This window comes from Pantoea sp. Ft-CA_14 (assembly GCF_024520875.1).
Lineage (GTDB): Bacteria > Pseudomonadota > Gammaproteobacteria > Enterobacterales > Enterobacteriaceae > Pantoea > Pantoea agglomerans.
On the sequence record NZ_JALNPM010000007.1, the window covers coordinates 117,861 to 133,872 of the forward strand.

14 protein-coding genes, 1 tRNA gene and 1 other RNA gene are annotated in these 16,012 nt (G+C 54.7%); 7 read left to right on the forward strand and 9 right to left on the reverse strand.

Annotation, left to right across the window (positions count from 1 at the left end):
* Positions 1–203 precede the first annotated feature (203 nt).
* The 5 genes from NR195_RS12720 to NR195_RS12740 form a co-directional block, all read right to left on the reverse strand.
* A non-coding RNA gene (locus tag NR195_RS12720) (RtT sRNA) lies at positions 204–333 on the reverse strand.
* A gap of 33 nt (positions 334–366) precedes the next feature.
* Positions 367–443: transfer RNA gene (locus NR195_RS12725), tRNA-Pro, on the reverse strand.
* Between the two features lie 125 nt (positions 444–568).
* Entirely contained in the window at positions 569–2,260 is a 1,692-nt protein-coding gene (gene eptB / locus NR195_RS12730) for a kdo(2)-lipid A phosphoethanolamine 7''-transferase (protein ID WP_010257429.1), read from the reverse strand.
* A gap of 321 nt (positions 2,261–2,581) precedes the next feature.
* Positions 2,582–3,010: an organic hydroperoxide resistance protein gene (locus tag NR195_RS12735; RefSeq protein ID WP_010257431.1), complete on the reverse strand. Its 429-nt coding sequence runs from the start codon at positions 3,008–3,010 to the stop codon at positions 2,582–2,584.
* A gap of 95 nt (positions 3,011–3,105) precedes the next feature.
* Positions 3,106–3,570 (reverse strand): MarR family winged helix-turn-helix transcriptional regulator, encoded by a 465-nt coding sequence (locus tag NR195_RS12740; protein WP_010671641.1) that lies wholly within the window; start codon positions 3,568–3,570, stop codon positions 3,106–3,108.
* Between the two features lie 62 nt (positions 3,571–3,632).
* On the opposite strand from NR195_RS12740, the gene NR195_RS12745 reads away from it, so the two are divergent.
* Positions 3,633–4,226 (forward strand): HD domain-containing protein, encoded by a 594-nt coding sequence (locus NR195_RS12745; RefSeq protein WP_010257434.1) that lies wholly within the window; start codon positions 3,633–3,635, stop codon positions 4,224–4,226.
* A gap of 41 nt (positions 4,227–4,267) precedes the next feature.
* Here the strand turns inward: NR195_RS12745 and NR195_RS12750 are convergent, their stop codons facing one another.
* Positions 4,268–4,564: an HTH-type transcriptional regulator gene (locus tag NR195_RS12750; protein WP_010257438.1), complete on the reverse strand. Its 297-nt coding sequence runs from the start codon at positions 4,562–4,564 to the stop codon at positions 4,268–4,270.
* Positions 4,565–5,298: 734 nt separating this feature from the next.
* On the opposite strand from NR195_RS12750, the gene NR195_RS12755 reads away from it, so the two are divergent.
* From NR195_RS12755 to NR195_RS12780, 6 genes are all read left to right on the forward strand, one after another.
* Positions 5,299–6,897: a gamma-glutamyltransferase family protein gene (locus NR195_RS12755; protein ID WP_010671640.1), complete on the forward strand. Its 1,599-nt coding sequence runs from the start codon at positions 5,299–5,301 to the stop codon at positions 6,895–6,897.
* A gap of 237 nt (positions 6,898–7,134) precedes the next feature.
* Positions 7,135–7,851: a DUF3053 domain-containing protein gene (locus tag NR195_RS12760; RefSeq protein ID WP_010671639.1), complete on the forward strand. Its 717-nt coding sequence runs from the start codon at positions 7,135–7,137 to the stop codon at positions 7,849–7,851.
* A gap of 432 nt (positions 7,852–8,283) precedes the next feature.
* Positions 8,284–10,218, forward strand: coding sequence for a PTS mannitol transporter subunit IICBA (locus NR195_RS12765; protein WP_010671638.1), 1,935 nt, complete (start codon positions 8,284–8,286; stop codon positions 10,216–10,218).
* A 96-nt stretch (positions 10,219–10,314) separates the two neighbouring features.
* A complete protein-coding gene (gene mtlD / locus NR195_RS12770) occupies positions 10,315–11,463 on the forward strand; it encodes a mannitol-1-phosphate 5-dehydrogenase (RefSeq protein WP_064690457.1) in 1,149 nt (382 codons plus the stop codon).
* Positions 11,464–11,527: 64 nt separating this feature from the next.
* Positions 11,528–12,073 carry a mannitol operon repressor MtlR gene (mtlR, locus tag NR195_RS12775; protein WP_171820345.1) on the forward strand — a complete coding sequence of 182 codons (546 nt, stop codon included), beginning with the start codon at positions 11,528–11,530 and terminating at the stop codon, positions 12,071–12,073.
* Between the two features lie 103 nt (positions 12,074–12,176).
* The gene (locus NR195_RS12780) at positions 12,177–12,539 is read left to right on the forward strand and encodes a YibL family ribosome-associated protein (protein ID WP_003848030.1); all 363 of its coding nucleotides are present in this window, start codon (positions 12,177–12,179) and stop codon (positions 12,537–12,539) included.
* A gap of 8 nt (positions 12,540–12,547) precedes the next feature.
* Here NR195_RS12780 and NR195_RS12785 read toward each other — a convergent pair whose 3' ends face one another.
* From NR195_RS12785 to NR195_RS12795, 3 genes are all read right to left on the reverse strand, one after another.
* Positions 12,548–13,516, reverse strand: coding sequence for a VirK/YbjX family protein (locus tag NR195_RS12785; protein WP_033780832.1), 969 nt, complete (start codon positions 13,514–13,516; stop codon positions 12,548–12,550).
* A 212-nt stretch (positions 13,517–13,728) separates the two neighbouring features.
* On the reverse strand, positions 13,729–14,346 hold the full coding sequence (gene sodA / locus NR195_RS12790; protein WP_008926407.1) for a superoxide dismutase [Mn]: 618 nt from the start codon (positions 14,344–14,346) through the stop codon (positions 13,729–13,731).
* Between the two features lie 282 nt (positions 14,347–14,628).
* Positions 14,629–15,969, reverse strand: a complete 1,341-nt coding sequence (locus NR195_RS12795) for an aspartate aminotransferase family protein (RefSeq protein WP_256844584.1) — start codon at positions 15,967–15,969, stop codon at positions 14,629–14,631.
* Between the last annotated feature and the right edge of the window lie 43 nt (positions 15,970–16,012).

The following is a 16,012-nucleotide window of genomic DNA, read 5'->3' on the forward strand; positions in this document are numbered from 1 at the left end:
TGTTCCCTTCGCCTTGAGATTGTTCATTGCTGTCAGCGTCACTCGGGTTTGGATCTGTCAGTTGTCTGAGATGCTTCTGTAAGTACCTGATGCGTCTGCCAGACGTATGCTCCCTGAAGCCCGCTCAACGGTAAATCCGTACCTTTCATCCACTTTTATACAGACGAAAAAAAACCTGTCTTTTCAGACAGGTTTCTTAAATATGGTCGGCGAGAGAGGATGACTCTGCTCTGCGAGCAGCGCCCTTCGGGCCGTTGCTGAAGCAACGTTGTCTCGCTACGCTCGGCTCAAACCTCCTTCGGAGGTTCTCATCCTCTTTTCTTCAGACGAAAAAAAACCTGTCTTTTCAGACAGGTTTCTTAAATATGGTCGGCGAGAGAGGATTCGAACCTCCGACCCACTGGTCCCAAACCAGTTGCGCTACCAAGCTGCGCTACTCGCCGATGGGGGCGCATGTTACTGCTACCCCCGATCAGCGTCAACCGCTTTTTATGCTTTTGCCGCCAATCGCCTGGAAAGCACGCGGTTACCGGGAATCAGCCGCCTGCTTTACCCTTTTCGACCACTATTACAGCGGTTTAGCCTGACCATTACCCGGTGCCTGACACCAGTTGTTGGCCGGGTTAATGCCGCCATCTGGCGAGGTGTAACCCAGACAGCCCAGGATGGTATCGAACAACTCAACGTGGCGATGGGTCCGGCCCACACGCTGCTGCGCCTGCAGACGCTCAAAGTTGCTGCGGTTCTGACTGTCTTCCAGATACTTATCTGACGCCCAGACCATCATCGGCACCCGGAACTGCTCAGGCGGAGCCATCTCACGCGGCGTGCCGTGCAGATGCATATTCTCGCTAATCGACTCACCATGGTCGGCGGCATAGAAGACAATCGCCTTCTTATCACGCAGCTGATCCAGCACGCTATCCAGCATGCTATCGACATACAGCACCGAGTTGTCATAAGCGTTGATCAACTGCGCTTTGCTGCAGGTCTCATCCACGCCCATACACTCCGGCTGATATTTCGCGAAGCTGCGCGGATAACGCTGTGAATAGAGGTAGTGCGAACCTTTGGTGTGCAACACAATCAGATGCTTACCTTTCGGGAAACGATCCAGTGACGCTTTCATCTCCGGCACCAGCAGCATGTCATCCACCGCTTTGCCCTGATTACGCTTCTCTGAACCAATCTGCTCACGGAAGGCAAAATTGTTGGCATTGATGTTGTCGTAGAACCAGACTTCGCTCTGCATCGCAAACAGCTCAGAGGTGAAGCCCAGCTCTTTCATCACCGCAAACACATTCTGCTCTTTCAGCGTGCGGCCCGGATTATCCATAGTGCCGCCTTCGCGCACGAACATGCAGCGCAGTGACAGCTTGGTCGCGGTATCACAGGACTCGCCCCGGAATGCCACCAGGTTCTTCTCTTTCGACAGCTTCGGCGTAGTGTCACGCTCATAGCCCAGCATCCCCATGTGATCCCAGCGCGTGGTTTCGCCAATCACAAACACCACATAGGTATCATCAAGCCCGGCAGGCGCGACGTAGGTAAACTTCTTCGCCGGATCCAGCAGTTCCTGACTGTTCAGCGACTCATCCACGCGGGTCCAGGCAAACAGGCCCACAGCCGCCAGCCAGTTCGAAGGAAGATAAGAGTGCGCCACCACACCGCCGTAACTCGGCAGATCGATGTTAGTGATCTCTTCGTTATGCTTCTGCAGCTTGTCGAAAAAACGAATCGGCAGCCAGACCAGTGCCACGCAGAGCAGCATGATCAGGGTGGGTTTCAGGCGCTGTCCCGGCGTACGCAGCTGTTCATTCAGCGTCATGCTCAGCTTATTGCGCCAGATCATCAGCAGTGGCAGCGCGCTGACCAGCACCATCCACAGGATGAAATGGTAACCAATCACCTCTTTAGAGAGATCGGTGTCAGTCGTCATCACCGAAGCCACAATGCCGTAGCCGATCACCACGTTAAAAAACGCCATGTAATAGGCGGCGGCAACCGAAATCAGCACAATCAGCGTGGCCAGCACGCGATAAAACCACTTTCCTCCCAGCGACAGCAGACGCATCAGGAAGAAAGTCAGCACCACAATGGCCACTACCTCGGTGACGGCAGTCAGCCAGTTCGTAACCGTAGAGTGCCTGAGAAAACCGTCAAAACGACGATAGAAAATCGGCAAATTCAATAAGATACCGAGATAGAGCGCCAGCAAGAGCGATAACTTCTGCTGAGTCAGGGTTTTAATGTAATTCATGAAAAAAGGTGTTTCTCCGGTGTGAAGCGCTTGACCAAATCTTTTATGTGACTGCCGAAACGCGGCAGAGTTCGCTGAATAAGCGGACCGGACAAGATGAAGGAAAATTCTGAACGGATTTACAGGCTATAACGCGAGGTGGCTCAGTAAAACATGGTCGCGTTTGATAGACCAGAAAATAATCGTTGTCGACCTGATTAGCACATTTTTTGTACACATCGAACAGGAACGGCCGGGTGGGCTGTTGCAGACAGCAGCAGGAGAGTGAAAATGACAGAGGAAAAAAAGTGCGGGCCTGATAATTTCAGGCCCGCAGCACGCTTAGCGAATAATGTTCAGCGTGACATCGATGTTGTTGCGGGTGGCGTTTGAGTAAGGACAAACGATGTGTGCCGCATCAACCAGCTTCTGCGCTTCTGCTTCATCCATCTCTGGCAGATGAATGTTCAGGGTCGCTTCAATACCAAAACCATCAGGGATAGGGCCGATACCCACTTCACCTTCGATCCAGGCGTCTTTTGGCATGGTGATTTTGTCACGGCCTGCCACAAACTTCATCGCGCCCAGGAAGCAGGCAGAATAGCCCGCAGCAAACAGCTGCTCCGGGTTAGTCACTTCGCCGCCTGCACCGCCCATCTCTTTTGGCACACCCAGTTTCACGTCCAGTACACCGTCAGAAGAGGTTGCACGACCATCACGACCACCGGTTGCTTTGGCTTTGGCGCGGTAAACCACTTGTTCTAAAGACATGACATTTCTCCGTTACGCTATTTAATCGCCCACTACTTATACAGCCGTAATCAGGCGGTGAGGTTTAACGGGTGCCGCGCACCCGTCAGCAATATTTATCGTGACTTATTCAGGTTATCTCGCAACCCATCCAGCTGTAATTTCAGCGCCAGCAAAGCGTCATCATCACAGGCTGTGGCACACTTGACCGCTTCAGGAATGGCTTCAGCCCTGGCCCGTAACGCCTGCCCGGCTTCGGTCAGCGTCACCGCAACCTGGCGTTCATCCTGACGGGTTCGCTGCCGGTTAATCAGGCCTGCACTTTCCAGTCGCTTCAGAAGTGGCGTTAATGTTGCCGAGTCTAAAAAAAGCTGCTCGCCAATCTCTGACACCGTGACATCATCTTTCTGCCACAACACCAGCATGACCAGATATTGAGGATAGGTGATGTCGAGCTGGCTCAGCAACTGACGATAGACTTTATTCATCGCCAGGTTGGCAGAATAAAGCGCAAAGCAGAGGTGCTGATCGACCAACAGTGGCATCGTTTTCACTTTTTTGTCATCTTGATCACAGTTCATGGTTAATAATATAGATAGCGCGCTAGATAATTGCAAGCAAACTTTTTGTCAGGGGGAAAGGCATGCAGGATTCACTGGAAGAACAGGCGCGTCGCTTCGCCACCGAGGCACATGCCAGTGCCGGACAGCGCCGCAAATATACCGATGAGCCTTATATTGTTCATCCGGCAGCGGTGGTGGAACTGGTGCGCAGCGTCAGCCATGACGACGCGTTGTTAGCGGCAGCCTGGCTGCACGATACCGTGGAAGATACCGCAACCACACAGAGCGATATCGAAACCCACTTTGGTACGCGCGTGGCAAGCCTGGTAGAGATGCTGACCAACAGCGCACCCGCTGGGGCAAAAAATCGCACGGCCCGTAAACTGGCGCACTTCCGCCATACAGCCAGCGCCAGTCCTGAGGCACAAACCATCAAACTGGCTGACATCATCGATAACACCCGCGCGATTGTGCGTTTTGATCCCGACTTTGCGCGGGTCTACCTGGTTGAAAAGCAGATACAGATTGAGTTGCTGAAGCAGGGAGATGCGCAGTTATGGCAGCAGGCTTCAATGATTATTGAAAGCGGACTCGCACAGTTGCGGGAGCCGCCCTATAGCGTGCCGGAGAGCTGGTTTGCCAGACAGGCGGCTAAATACAGCGAATTGCGCTAATAAAAAACCCGCCAGCGGCGGGTTCTTTTCGTGATATCAGTTTATTCAAGCAACTGCCGTCCCAGATAGGGATTGGCATGTAATAACTTCATCAATTTCTGCGCCGTCGCGGAAGGACGGGTACGCCGGGCTTCCCAGCTTTTCACGGAAGAAACGCTCACGCCCATTACTTTTGCAAACTCATCAACCTGCATGCCGGTCATTTCACGCAGACGCTGCGGCTCTGGCTGGGCGGGTTGCTGACGCTGAATAAGTAACTCGGCGGCGCGATCATCACGTGTCAAAACAATCTGCTCAAGGCTGCTGAGCAATTCAAACATCGGGTCTTTTAATTCCATAGAGAACTCCTTAAAAACTCGCTATGAAGCACGTGAAAGTAGAGAGGTACGAGCCTGAAGTCAGGACTCTGAAACCGGGCCTGTTTCAGGCTGGATCCCGCAAGGGTTTATTTTTGTTATGAGAGAAACCATTACGGGACACAGCCTGCGGTGCACTGCTTTAAAGATGTCAGGTCAATGCAACAAATGCCGGGAGACTAAGTATGGATAGAGACCTGACTATTTGCCGCGCAATTTATAATTATTTTTTTAACTATGGTTTGCCGGAAAAGTTCCAGCACCTCTAACCTGCTGAGGCAGTTGAGTTTTGTGCCTTCGGTGTGGGCAGAAAAATCAAATGGTGTTTGCTATTTATGTGGATGCCATCAAGCTTTTTGCTGGCATATTCTCATTTCTGTGAGGCAATACACCTCTTCAGGTAGTGATTGCAAAATATACGCCAATGGTTTACTTCCTGAACACATATATTCACTGATCTTATTAAATTAAGAATAGTCCTGGTTGGGGTCTGAGGCCTGGCGCGCGGCGGCTCACAGTGCAGAGCGGGTAGATCTTTTATTCTTAACGGCGCTCTGTCGCCAGATTAATCAACAGTCATCTTAACGAAACGGCTGGCGCCTCATGCCGGTGCAGTTACCCGGCAACTATCGACCTGATGCGCGGTAAAAGTGCAGCCCCGTGATAACGCACTGACGACGGGCAAAACCCATACCTGACCTCTGTAAGGAAAAGCGATGCGAGAAACAGATTTTAACGTCGGATACCCTTCTCATCGTGTACCGATGATGGGTCGTAATGCCGTCGCAACCTCTCAACCGCTGGCGGCGCAGGCGGGTTTACGGATGCTGCAACAGGGTGGAAACGCCGTGGATGCGGCTATCGCCACCGCCATCGCCTTAACCGTGCTGGAGCCAACCGGAAACGGCATCGGCAGCGATGCGTTTGCCATTGTCTGGGATGGCAGCGAGCTGCATGGGTTAAATGCCTCAGGCCGATCGCCAGCCGCGTGGCATCCCGAACGCTTTGCCGATTTTAGTGCGATGCCTGAAACCGGCTGGGAATCCGTCACCGTGCCAGGGGCCGTCTCGGCATGGGTCACACTGGCACAGCGCTTTGGTACCTTACCGCTGACCACCCTCGCACAACCGGCAATTGACTATGCGCGCGACGGCTTTCCGGTTTCACCGCTGATTGGTCAGCTGTGGCAGCGCGGCTATGACAAGCTGCGGGATCAACCTGGCTTTAGCGACTGCTTTGCGCCGCAGGGTCGTCCGCCGCGTGCTGGCGAGCTGTTCCGCAATCCGGCTCAGGCCCGCACCTTGCAGGAAATCGCTGAGACTCAGGGCGAAAGCTTTTACCGCGGCGCACTGGCGCAAAAGATGACAGCCTTCGCCCGTGAGCATGGCGCAGCCCTGACGCTGGAGGATTTGAAAAACCATCGTGCCGACTGGGTTACCCTGCTGTCGCGTCCGTTTGCCGGAGGATCGGTGCAGGAGCTGCCGCCGAATGGTCAGGGCATTGCGACCTTAATTGCACTTGGCATTCTGGAAGAGTGGGAAATCAACCGCTATGCACCGGATTCGCCGCAGTGGCTGCATCTCTCCATCGAGGCGATGAAACTGGCGCTGGTTGATCTGGACCGTTATGTCACCGATGAAGATCACCTCGAATTTCCGGCGGAACACCTGCTCAGCAACGACTATATCCGCCAGCGGGCAGCGTTAATTGATCCTGACAAGGCGGGAGATTTCCGCTTTGGATCACCGCAGCAAAGCGGCACAGTGTATGTCGCCGCCGGTGATGCCAGCGGCATGATGGTCTCATTCATTCAGTCTAACTACATGGGATTTGGCTCCGGCGTGGTGGTACCCGATACCGGCATCAGCCTGCAGAACCGGGGCGCGGGCTTTTCACTCGATCCAGACCATCCCAACGTCGTGGCGGGCGGTAAGCGGCCGTTTCATACCATTATCCCGGCCTTTGCGCGGGATCAGCAGGGCCAGCCGCTGATGGCGTTTGGCGTGATGGGCGGCCCGATGCAGGCGCAGGGACACCTCCAGCTGGCGCTGCGCATTATGCTGCACCAGCAGAATCCGCAGGCCGCGATTGATGCGCCGCGCTGGCGCGTGGTGCAGGGACGCGAGGTGGTATTTGAATCAACCCTCGATCGCAATACCCTGAGCACACTGCGCCGCATGGGTCACAACGTGGTACTGGAAGATCCCCTGAGTAATTACAATTTTGGTGGCGCGCAGGCGATAGTGCGCGATCCGCAGGGCTTCTACATTGCGGCCAGTGAAAGTCGCAAAGATGGTCAGGCGGTGGTGTTTTAAGGTCGCGGCAGTGAGCGTCAGACTGCTCAGCCCCTCCTTCATCTCTGCGCGCTGAAGCCTGCGATGGCAGGGAATGCAGCACGCCCTGAGGCGCAGGCGGTCCAATTCTGTAACCGGCGTTTCAGAAAGCATCTGTTTCACAGGTGGTTTCACGTTGTGCCGTGGCTCGGGTTTGTTCTATTCTTTAGGCCATTCCTACCTGGACATCTGACAGTATCACCGACAGGAGTTGACCCTATGGCTTCAGGACTTACACGCCTTATGGCACGTGGCGGCATTATGCTCGCTGGCGCGCTGATCGTGCTGCAACTCACCGCATGCGGTGATAAAGAAGGCGAGCAGCGCAAAGCATTTATCGATTTTCTCCAGAACACTGTGATGCGCAGCGGCGAGCATCTGCCCAGCCTCAGCGAAAACCAGAAGCAGAGCTTTGGCAACTTCGCCAGTGATTACGCCATTATGTATGGCTTCTCGCAGCAGGCGAACAAAGCGGTTGAACAGGGTATGCGTCCGGTGGTGGATGAGCTTTCTGCTATTCGCGTTCCGCAGGATTATCTCAGCCGTCGTGATTCCCTGCGTCAGGCAACCAGCGCACTGGTGATCGTCACCCAGCAGATTGAAAGCGCCAAAATGCAGGCGGACAGCAGCAAGGCGACCCTGAAGCAGCCGGATGACCTGAAAAAAGTCTACGACACCGCCTATAACAAAGTGGTGACGGTGCCTGCCAATCAGCTGATTCCTCTGCTGCCAAAACTCCAGGCGCTGAGCCAGGGTGCAGTGCAGACCGGCGATTTCCTGCAAACGCAGGGAACCCGTGTCAGCTTCAATGATGGCGGCGTGCAGTTCCCGACTCAGGATCAGGCTTCGCAATATAACGCGCTGATGAGCACTTTATCCGCCAATTCGCAGGCGCTTCCTCAGGCACAGGCTGCCGTCCAGGGTGGTCTGCAGTAAACCCTCCTTACGGGCAGACGCTAATTGTCTGCCCGTTACACTTCCTTTTCTCTTCCCACCCAATCACCCGCTGAATGAAGTGTGATCTGGCGCGTTTTCGACCAAAAATAGTTTGTGATCTAAGTCACAGATATATAACAAATCAACGTCAAGCAAGTGTGATTCACCTCACAGATAACCGGCCACCCCGTCTAAAAATCAGCCAACTGAGCCTGAGTCACGCCTTAAAGTGTGATCAAAATCACGCTAATCACCCCTGCCCCCACCCTTAATCAGTGATGTAGATCACACTTACCCCGCATGCTACGCAGCGTCAAATTCGCGTGATAGAGTCCGCGTGCATACAGTAATACCACCGGCTTTGGGTCGGGGTGGCTAAACAAAAACAAGCGCGCTCTCCTATTGCAGCGCGTCTCAATAAGGGGTGGGTTTATGTCCTCATCAGTGAAGGTCAAAGTACAAAGCTTTGGTCGCTTTCTGAGTAATATGGTGATGCCAAACATCGGGGCGTTTATCGCCTGGGGTATCATCACCGCACTGTTTATTCCAACTGGCTGGATCCCTAACGAAACGCTGGCCAAACTGGTTGGCCCGATGATCACCTACCTGCTGCCACTGCTGATCGGTTTCACCGGTGGGCGTCTGGTGGGCGGCGATCGCGGCGGCGTGGTCGGTGCCATTACCACCATGGGTGTGATTGTCGGTGCTGATATGCCGATGTTCCTCGGTGCGATGATTGCCGGTCCGCTGGGCGGCTGGGCAATCAAGTCGTTTGACCGGGCGATTGACGGCAAAATCAAAAGCGGCTTCGAGATGCTGGTCAACAACTTCTCGGCCGGTATTATCGGGATGATACTGGCACTGCTGGCGTTCCTGGCGATCGGTCCGCTGGTAGAAGGTCTGTCACACATTCTCGCCGCGGGCGTGAATCTGATGGTGCAGAACAACCTGCTGCCACTGACCTCGATCTTCGTCGAACCCGCGAAAATCCTGTTCCTGAACAACGCCATTAACCACGGTATCTTCTCGCCGCTCGGTATCCAGCAGGCTAGTGAAGCCGGCAAATCCATTTTCTTCCTGATCGAAGCCAACCCGGGTCCGGGTATGGGCGTGCTGATGGCCTATATGTTCTTTGGTCGTGGCAGTGCTAAACAGTCTGCGGGCGGTGCGGCAATCATCCACTTCCTTGGCGGCATCCATGAGATCTACTTCCCGTATGTGCTGATGGCTCCTCGCCTGCTGCTGGCGGTTATCCTTGGCGGTATGACCGGCGTCTTCACGCTGACGGTGCTGAACGGTGGCCTGGTCTCTCCTGCCTCACCGGGTTCAATCCTGGCGGTGCTGGCAATGACGCCAAAAGGTGCCTACTTCGCGAACATCGCCGCTATCGCTGCCGCCTTCGCCGTCTCCTTCGTGGTGTCCGCTATCCTGCTGAAAACCAGCAAAGTCAAAGAAGATGACGATATCGAAGCCGCGACCCAGCGCATGCATGAGATGAAAGCGCAGTCTAAAGGCCAGAGCGGCGCGGGTGCGCCAGTCGCCAGCGATGCCATGAGCGTTGAACTGCATCACGTGCGTAAAATCATCGTCGCCTGTGATGCCGGTATGGGTTCCAGCGCGATGGGTGCAGGCGTACTGCGTAAGAAAGTGCAGGACGCCGGGCTGAGCAATGTATCGGTGACCAATACCGCGATCAATGCCCTGCCGGGTGATGTCGATCTGGTGATTACCCACCGTGACCTGACTGAACGCGCCATCCGTCAGGCTCCGCATGCGCAGCATATCTCGCTGAACAACTTCCTTGACAGCGCGCTCTACAGCACCCTGACCGAGCGTCTGGTGGCGGCTAACCGTAGCGACGTGCATCGTCAAACGGTGAATACCGCGCTCTCTGACAGCTACGATGAAGGCAACGCACACCTGTTTAAACTGGGTGCGGATAACGTCTTCCTCGGCCTGACCGCCAGTAACAAAGAGCAGGCGATCCGCTTTGCTGGCGAACAGCTGGTGAAAGGCGGTTACGTTGAGCCTGAATACGTTGAGGCGATGCTGGCGCGTGAAAAACTGACACCGACCTATCTCGGTGAGTCGATTGCCGTGCCGCACGGTACGGTCGAAGCGAAAGATCGCGTGCTGAAAACCGGCGTGGTGTTCTGTCAGTATCCGGCAGGCGTCCTGTTCGGTGAAGAGCCGGAGGATGTGGCGCGCCTGGTGATTGGTATTGCTGCCCGTAACAACGAGCACATCCAGGTGATCACCAGCCTGACCAATGCGCTGGATGATGACAGCGTGATTGAGAAGCTGGCGAACACCACCAGCGTGCAGGAAGTGCTGGATCTGCTGTCAGGTAAGCCTGCAATCGCGTAATTTATAGCAATTATTTTCCCTGGGGCGGTCATGCCCGTCCCGATTTCCTGGGGCGGGTTTGCCCGCCCCATCGTCATTTGATATGGGTCAAAAATTATGAAAGCGTTACATTTCGGAGCAGGAAACATTGGTCGCGGCTTTATCGGCAAGTTACTGGCTGATGCAGGTATCGAACTGGTTTTTGCTGATGTGAATCAGACGGTGCTGGATGCACTGAACGCGCGTCATGAGTATCCCGTTCATGTGGTTGGCGAGCAGGCCAAAACAGAAACCGTTAAAGGCGTCAGTGCGGTAAACAGCACCAGCGATGAGATCATCACCCTGGTTTCTGAAGTCGATCTCGTTACCACCGCCGTGGGCCCGCAGATTCTGGAGCGTATTGCCAGCAGTGTGGCTAAAGGGCTGGCAAAACGCAGTGACAACGGCAATACCCGCCCGCTAAATATTATCGCCTGTGAGAATATGGTGCGCGGCACCAGCCAGCTGAAACAGCATGTGCTGAAGGCGCTGCCGGAGCAGTATCACGCCTGGCTGGAGCAGCATGTCGGCTTTGTGGATTCCGCTGTCGATCGCATCGTTCCACCGTCAGAAGCGGGCAGCACCGATCCGCTGGAAGTGACCGTTGAAACCTTCAGCGAATGGATCGTCGATAAAACTCAGTTTAAAGGCGACCTGCCTGCGATTCCGGGTATGGAACTGACCGATAACCTGATGGCATTTGTTGAGCGTAAACTCTTTACCCTGAACACCGGTCACGCGATTACCGCCTATCTTGGCCAGCTGGCCGGTCACCAGACCATTCGTGACGCCATCCTCGATGAAAAAATCCGGGCCGTGGTGAAAGGGGCGATGGAAGAGAGCGGCGCGGTGCTGATTAAGCGCTACGGTTTTGAGGCGGATAAACATGCGGCCTACATCCAGAAAATACTGGGCCGTTTTGAAAACCCTTATCTGAAAGATGATGTTGAGCGTGTGGGTCGTCAGCCGCTGCGTAAACTCAGCGCGGGCGATCGCCTGATCAAGCCGACGCTGGGCACGCTGGAGTATGGTTTACCGCACGCCAGCCTGGTGCAGGGCATTGCCGCCGCGATGCACTATCGCAGCGACCAGGACCCACAGGCGCAGGAGCTGGCCACGCTGCTGGCAGAAAAAGGCCCACAGGCGACGCTGGCTGAGGTTTCAGGGCTGGATGCTGACAGCGAAGTGGTGGCTTCGGTGGTGAGCGCCTGGCACGCTATGGCATAATGCGCGCGTGTTAGTGACGCAAGCCGGGCGCAGTTCGCCTGCGCCCAACGGCGGTATTGAACCCATGCAGGCAATAATGGAAGAGAAGCAGGCTTTTGAAAACCGGGTGCTTGAGCGCCTGAACGCCGGTCGTTCGGTGAGAAGCTTTCTGATCGCCGCCGTTGAGCTATTGGCTGAAGCCGTCAATCTGCTGGTGCTGCAGGTGTTCCGTAAAGATGACTACGCGGTGAAATATGCCGTAGAACCGCTGCTACTGGGTGATGGTCCTTTGGGCGAACTCTCGGTTCGTCTGAAGCTGATTTACGGTCTTGGCGTTATCAGCCGGCACGAATATGAAGATGGTGAACTGCTGCTGGCGCTGCGCGAAGAGCTGAATCACGACAGCGGTGATTATCGTTTTACCGACGATGAGATCCTTGGCCCGTTTGGTGAACTGCACTGCGTCACCGCCTGGCCGCCCGCACCGGTGTTTCACACCGAAGATGCAGAGCTGCGCAGCATGCAGCAGCAGCGCTATCTGCAGATGGTGCGATCCACCATGGTCCTGTCGCTAACCGAGCTGATCGCCCGCATCAGTATGAAGCAGGCGTTTAAAAAGTCCGGCAGCTAATCCTGTCAGGCGCCATCACGGCGCCTTTTTCGTCTTAACCTGAGCGGGAATATGCGCCAGATTTGGTGTATCCTTGGCCTGTTTTCCTCAACGAGTTGTTGTCATGAAAGAGCAAGAAAAGAACGAAATCAAACTTCTCAGCGATAAGCTGGACGCATTGAACCGCAAAGAGCCGCAGTTACTGGAATCGGGTGATGTCGAGAAACTGGGCGCGTTGCTGAAAGAGAAAGAAGCGCTGGTCATTGAGATTGAGCGTCTGCGCGGTCAGCGGGTTGAAAAACTCAGTGCCGAGGCGCAGAAGCTGCAAAAAATGGGCTTCAGCCGCGAAATTACCAAGAAAGAGCAGGCAAATCTGGGCGCGCTGAAGAAAAGCGTGCGCGGCCTGGTCGTGGTGCATCCAATGACCGCGCTGGGACGTGAGATGGGGCTGACAGCAATGACCGGCTTCGCCAAAACCGCATTCTGACGGGTCGATCAGGCAGCAGCCTGATCGACATCGGCTTTGCGTTCGCCGGCGGCGGCATAGACCTGCTCCGCCAGCGCATCCAGCAGTTCATAGCGGCGACGATATTCAGCCCGCTTCTTACTGGCAATCTCCTCCAGCGTTTTGCGCGGCAGACTCAGCGGCAGGATAAACATCCCATCCCTGCGCGCCTCGCCACTCAGCGACAGCCAGAATTCACTGTAGCTGGCAAAGAACTTATCCCCTTTGCTGTGGCGATAGCGCAGGCTGCGGAAGACATGAGTCTCATCGCCTACCGCCAGAATATTCTCCACGCCGCACTGCTTCGCCACAATAAATACCGATTCCATTAACAGGCGTTTCGGAAAGAGACCCTGCGCCGCTTTGGTCGCCTCGCGGATCACCTCATTATTGATATGTTTTCGCGGACCCTGTAATCCGCCAATTAATAATGTGCGCTGGTTATTTTCATTGAGAATTGAAAATGAAAGTGAAGCAATAATTTCGTCGTTATAGCGTAATACCAGCGTCACTTCCCCTTCCCGATCGAAATAACCGGAACTGCAGGAAAGTAAAAAGGATTCGCCATTTTTACCGGTCAGCGTAGCCAGCGGATTATCCGTGGCGCTTTGCAGCAGCTGACGCAGCGCAGGGTTTTCCAGATTATTCATCAGACTGTAGTGATCAAGTATCGCCTGCGCGCGCGCAGCAATGCTCAACCCTGAGCGCAGATAGGGCCGGTGCAGCTTGGCTGGCAGCAATCCCTGAGTACTCATCAACAGAGGGAGTTGCGGTAAATGCGACAGCTCATCCAGATAACGCAGCGTAGTCAGCGGCGATATTAAGGTTCTTAACACAAATTTCAGCCGGAAACGTTTACTTATCCAGAGTTTATTCGGAACGTATTTTCCGCTAATTAACTGAAAAAAAAGCGATGCAGAAGAATCGGTCGTAGTTTCGTGAGTAGTTATAATTGACATAGTCATCGACACACAGTGAGCAGGAATGTCACTGAGCATAAGACAACGAGTATCAACGGCGTGTTAATGTGGCAGAAGGTTAAAAGCGCGGCGGTTAAAAAGCGAGATCCGTTTATTTTTGGTTTAATCTGGGACGACAGAATTTAAAGATAAAAAAAACCGGCGAAATAAATTCCACCGGTTTATCGTTATCACGTTAACACTGAGTTAACTTACTGGGCAGCTGCGAAGCGGGCTGCTGCTTCGTCCCAGTTGACCACGTTCCAGAATGCTTTGATGTAGTCAGGACGTTTGTTCTGATACTTCAGGTAGTAGGCGTGTTCCCACACGTCCAGACCGATGATTGGGAAGCCAGAAACGCCAGCAACCGCTTCACCCATCAGCGGGTTGTCCTGGTTTGCGGTCGATACCACAGCCAGTTTGTCGCCTTTTTTAACCAGCCACGCCCAGCCTGAGCCGAAACGGGTCGCAGCCGCTTTCTCGAACTCTTCCTGGAATTTTTCCACGCTACCGAAATCTTTCTCGATAGCCGCTTTCAGGTCGCCCTGCAGCGTGGTGCCGGTTTTCAGGCCTTTCCAGAACAGGCTGTGGTTAGCGTGGCCGCCTGCGTTGTTACGCAGTGGGCCTTTTTTGTCTGCTGGCAGCTGATCCAGTTTGGTGATCAGCTCTTCTACCGGCAGATTGGCAAATTCAGTGCCTTCCAGCGCCGCGTTAGCGTTGTTCACGTAGGTCTGGTGATGTTTGGTGTGATGGATTTCCATCGTCTGCTTGTCGAAATGCGGTTCCAGTGCGTCGTATGCGTAAGGCAGGGATGGCAGTGAATAACTCATGTTCTTCCTCTCCATTTAGTTTGAGCAGCACGACGAATTCGGGACGTGCCGCGTAAGCAGTCGAATCATTATAGTTAAATTCATGTAGCGTAAAAGGGTAATCAATGCCCTATTAACCATAAGGATTTGAGAAATCTGGCAAAAGCAACCCGTTGTTTTTACAGCATGCTGCTGCTGACTCCGCCTTTTCAGCTTTATCAGACAGGGAGAGCGAAGCACTCTGCCAGCATCACCAGCAGGCACTCATCCCGCCCGAACGCCGCATCTGCCCTGCCCTGCGCGTTACCTGCCCAGTTCGCGCAGCCCGCTGTCGAGCGCGCCGACCAGCCAGTCGATATCCCCTTCCTGGAACGCCAGTGGCGGACGCAGTTTCAGCACATTCCCATACGGGCCGGCGACCGAGGTCAGCACGCGATGTTCACGCAGCTTCTCGATTAAATCCAGCGCCAGCGTTTTGTCCGGCGTTTTGCTGTGACGATCGGTGACCAGCTCAAAACCGATAAACAGTCCGGCACCGCGCACATCCCCCACGCACCCATAGCGATCCATCAGGGTTCGCAGCTCCGCCAGCAGCTTCGCGCCGACCACGCGGCTGTGTTCCTGTAACCCCTCTTCGGTGATCACTTTCAGTACCGCCTGCGCCGCCGCCATCGCGACCGGATTACCACCAAAGGTATTGAAGTAGGGGATTGAGTCGCTGAAGGCGGCCAGCACTTCACTTTTTGCCAGCAGGCCGGAAACCGGAATGCCATTGCCCATTGGCTTACCGGTGGTAATGATGTCAGGCACCACATCGTGGCGGCCAAAGCCCCAGAACGCGTCGCCGGTACGGCCAAAACCAGGCTGCACTTCATCGGCAATAAAGATGCCGCCGTTGGCATGCACCACCTCGACCGCTTTTTTCAGGAAGCCGCGCGGATCGGGCAACACGCCGTCCGAGGAGAAGATTGAGTCCGCCAGGAATCCGGCAAATTTAATGCCGTGCGCCGCCATATCATCAATCTGCTGCTGAATCTGGTCAGCGAACCAGTCGCCCAGGTCAGGCGCGTCCACACGATACGCATCCGGTGGCATCACCAGCCGCGTGGTGGGCGCCAGCGGCTGTCCACTGCCCAGCGCCGGAGAAGCGCCGGATGTCAGTTCACTGGTGCCGTGATAGGCCTCTTTACTGACAATAATCCCGCTGCCGCCGCTAAAGGCGCGCGCCACGCGAATCGCCAGGTCGTTAGCTTCCGATCCGGTGCACATATACATCGCGCGATCGATCGCCGGGGGCGTGGTCGCCAGCAGCGCTTCGCTGTAGTCCAGAATATTTTCATGCAGGTAACGGGTGTGGGTATTCAGCATTTTCATCTGCTGCGTCACCGCCTCAGTCACGGCCGGATGGCAATGACCGATGCTCGCCACGTTGTTGTAGACGTCGAGATATTTATCGCCCGCCGCATCCCACAGATATTGCCCCTCACCCCGCACCAGATGCACTGGTTTGCGATAGAACAGGCGATAAGATTCGCCAAGCACTTTGCTGCGTTTATCGGTCAGTTTGCGCGTATCGCTGTCGAGCGCATCGGCATGTTCGGCACGGAAACTGTTGGTATCCATAATGGTGGAACGCGTGGCCATAATGACTCCCGTTACAAGGATGAAGGAGGAAGAGCTGACGCCT

Bases quoted from the DNA above. Each gene is read 5' to 3' on its own strand.
- NR195_RS12750 (WP_010257438.1), bottom strand. From the start codon at position 4,564: ATGGAATTAAAAGACCCGATGTTTGAATTGCTCAGCAGCCTTGAGCAG.
- mtlR (WP_171820345.1), top strand. From the start codon at position 11,528: ATGCAGGCAATAATGGAAGAGAAGCAGGCTTTTGAAAACCGGGTGCTT.
- NR195_RS12745 (WP_010257434.1), top strand. From the start codon at position 3,633: ATGCAGGATTCACTGGAAGAACAGGCGCGTCGCTTCGCCACCGAGGCA.
- NR195_RS12765 (WP_010671638.1), top strand. From the start codon at position 8,284: ATGTCCTCATCAGTGAAGGTCAAAGTACAAAGCTTTGGTCGCTTTCTG.
- NR195_RS12735 (WP_010257431.1), bottom strand. From the start codon at position 3,010: ATGTCTTTAGAACAAGTGGTTTACCGCGCCAAAGCCAAAGCAACCGGT.
- NR195_RS12740 (WP_010671641.1), bottom strand. From the start codon at position 3,570: ATGAACTGTGATCAAGATGACAAAAAAGTGAAAACGATGCCACTGTTG.
- mtlD (WP_064690457.1), top strand. From the start codon at position 10,315: ATGAAAGCGTTACATTTCGGAGCAGGAAACATTGGTCGCGGCTTTATC.
- NR195_RS12795 (WP_256844584.1), bottom strand. From the start codon at position 15,969: ATGGCCACGCGTTCCACCATTATGGATACCAACAGTTTCCGTGCCGAA.
- NR195_RS12755 (WP_010671640.1), top strand. From the start codon at position 5,299: ATGCGAGAAACAGATTTTAACGTCGGATACCCTTCTCATCGTGTACCG.
- sodA (WP_008926407.1), bottom strand. From the start codon at position 14,346: ATGAGTTATTCACTGCCATCCCTGCCTTACGCATACGACGCACTGGAA.
- NR195_RS12780 (WP_003848030.1), top strand. From the start codon at position 12,177: ATGAAAGAGCAAGAAAAGAACGAAATCAAACTTCTCAGCGATAAGCTG.
- NR195_RS12760 (WP_010671639.1), top strand. From the start codon at position 7,135: ATGGCTTCAGGACTTACACGCCTTATGGCACGTGGCGGCATTATGCTC.
- NR195_RS12785 (WP_033780832.1), bottom strand. From the start codon at position 13,516: ATGTCAATTATAACTACTCACGAAACTACGACCGATTCTTCTGCATCG.
- eptB (WP_010257429.1), bottom strand. From the start codon at position 2,260: ATGAATTACATTAAAACCCTGACTCAGCAGAAGTTATCGCTCTTGCTG.